This window comes from Pseudoxanthomonas sp. LjRoot204_2, from assembly GCF_056175765.1.
In genome coordinates, this window is sequence record NZ_JBGFFG010000502.1 from 1 (window position 1) to 2,179 (window position 2,179).

The window sequence follows — 2,179 nt, forward strand, 5'->3', positions numbered from 1 at the left end:
CGCGTGCGGTTCTCGCGCTCTTCAATGGCCAGTTCCACCGGGTGCAGATCAAACACGATCTCGCCAGCGGAGAGCGTGGCGCGGATCTTGGCGCCCTCGCCCAGGATCTCGGCCAGCGCACCACCGGTGACGTCGATGATCGGGGTCTTGCGAACGACCTCCCCATCCTCGCCCTGGCGCTGCCGCTGGGACACGGCGCGATCGCCGTTGGCATCCAGCACCAGGCGCACTTGCCGCCGGTCCAGATCCAGGTCCACGCGAAAGCGCGTGCCCGGCTCGAAACCGATCCGGTTCAGGCGAAGGCCTTCCAGCCACAGGCGCGGGTTGCCGCGGTTCTGGCCCAGGCGGGTGTAGCTGACCTGGGCGTGCGGCTTGAACGCGTTGGCCAGCGAGCGGCGTGGGGCCGGCTCGTTGGGGTCAACCAGCGTGCGGATGTGGCGAATGCCCATCAGCCCATCCTCGGCGCTTCGGCGGCCGGCTCATCGAACACCGGCGCCGGCTGTTCCAGCAGGCCGCTGCCGCGGATCTTGTCCATCACGCGTTCGTGGGGCATGGACGCGTTGTCGAGGAAGGTGAAGAAGCGCTCGCCGACGCGCGCATAGATGCTGGTGATGTTGCCGCTGTAGTGCTCGACGAACTTGAAGCTCTCTTCGTGCCCGAACTGCTTCCAGCTCTTGGGCGGCATGACCTCCAGCGCGTCGATGAAGCGCTCTTGCGAGATCTCTTCCGGCTCGGTACGGCACAGCGCCTCAATCTGCACAGCCACTTCGGTCGAGTAATAGATCCCAGCGGTGGGATACTGCTCCCGAAACTGCGCCAGCGTGCGGTGCGATTGATCGAAGCGACCCACGAGCTGGCCATCTACGTGCATCGCTTCGTCCAGCACGTTGCGCTCACCCGGTACGTAGATATACAGGTGATCGTCCGGATCGGGCACGGCCGGCCTGTCGAAGACCTGCCTGGCGCTGCATCCGGAGCCGACTACGTGCAGCGTGACCACGCCTGCTTCCAGATCTACGACGCGCTTGGCGGCCGTGACCGTCCCATTATCGAAGGCGCGGGTGTGGATGCACCAGCTGTCATCGAGCTTGCTGAAGGTCAGCGTGTTGGCATGGGTGGCACGCTGATAGGTACCGCCCACCTCTGCCCACTGCAGCTGGGCGGTCTCCAACTCGGCCGGCGTGCACGGTAGGTCCAAGTTGTACAGGCTCGCCCACGCCACGAGCTCGTCGGCGGTCTTGAAGCCTTCATGTGGCAGCATGCCGTTGGACTTGACCACATAGCGGTAGCCCTGGTGGTGCTTGTCGGCGAACTCCTGCGGAAATCGCGACAGCAGGAAGTTGGAGTACCGCTTGACACCCGGCTGCGGCCAGGCCTCGCCGTGCCATGCGGCTTGCACGTTGGCCTCACGCAGGTGCACAACCTCGCCGTTCTCGCGCTGCGCCGTGATGGAGCGCTCGCCATACTTCTCGCCGATGATGGCCACCAGGGCCAAGGGCCCCGGCTCGCCCACGGCCTGCATGAAGCGCTGGCCCAGACCCCGGTCCAGCTCCGAACGGCCCAGCGGGGCGCCGAAGTGCTCTGCATTGATCATCGCGGGCCTCCCACCAGCAGACCGCTGGTGTTTTCCAGGTACTGCTCTTCGATCTCCACCGCCTTGTCCGGCGCCAGGAACTGCGCGTCGTCCACGCCCGTGCTCGCCAGATCGCTGTCCAGCGACTTGAACGCCATCACCTGTGGGTGCATGCGCGTGGCATCTTCCAGTCGCACCCACCCCTGCTCGCGGGAGTAGAAGCCGGCGCCGTCGCCGGCCTCCATCTTCTCCGGGCTGTAGAGCACGACGTAGGGGTCATTGCCACGCACCGGCTGGCCATCGGCCGGCACCGGGTCCGGCGCCTTCGCATGCTGCTCTGCAAGCTGGATCGCCGGGCGCATCCACGACGGCTCCTGAGCGGTCCCCAGGGCTTGCTTCAGATCCCGCGATGCCTGCCTCAGGCTGCCAAGGCAGAACATCCAGTCCCAGCGCTGCACGGAATCGATGGTGTAGAACTGGACCTTCGTGAGCCCCTTCAGCTCGGCGCGTTGCTCGCGCAGTGCTTCAAGCGCTTTCAGCAATTCGGGCGGCATGATTTGCGACATGCCCTGCACGCGCCCTGCGTGCTGCAGGACGGTGTCGACG

The 2,179-nt window shown here is 65.9% G+C and carries 2 protein-coding genes and 1 pseudogene; all 3 read right to left on the minus strand.

Annotation, left to right across the window (positions count from 1 at the left end; all coding sequences use genetic code 11):
• Nucleotides 1-449: pseudogene (locus AC04L7_RS17155) on the minus strand (hypothetical protein); the annotation flags it as partial.
• Nucleotides 449-1,594: a hypothetical protein gene (locus AC04L7_RS17160; RefSeq protein ID WP_436001218.1), complete on the minus strand. Its 1,146-nt coding sequence runs from the start codon at nt 1,592-1,594 to the stop codon at nt 449-451. The gene AC04L7_RS17160 and the pseudogene AC04L7_RS17155, both read right to left, overlap by 1 nt.
• On the minus strand, nt 1,591-2,179 hold a 589-nt coding region (locus tag AC04L7_RS17165; protein ID WP_475513505.1), incomplete at its 5' end, for a hypothetical protein. The genes AC04L7_RS17160 and AC04L7_RS17165, both read right to left, overlap by 4 nt.

Coding starts and splice junctions, on each gene's coding strand:
- AC04L7_RS17160 (WP_436001218.1), bottom strand. CDS start 1,594: ATGATCAATGCAGAGCACTTCGGCGCCCCGCTGGGCCGTTCGGAGCTG.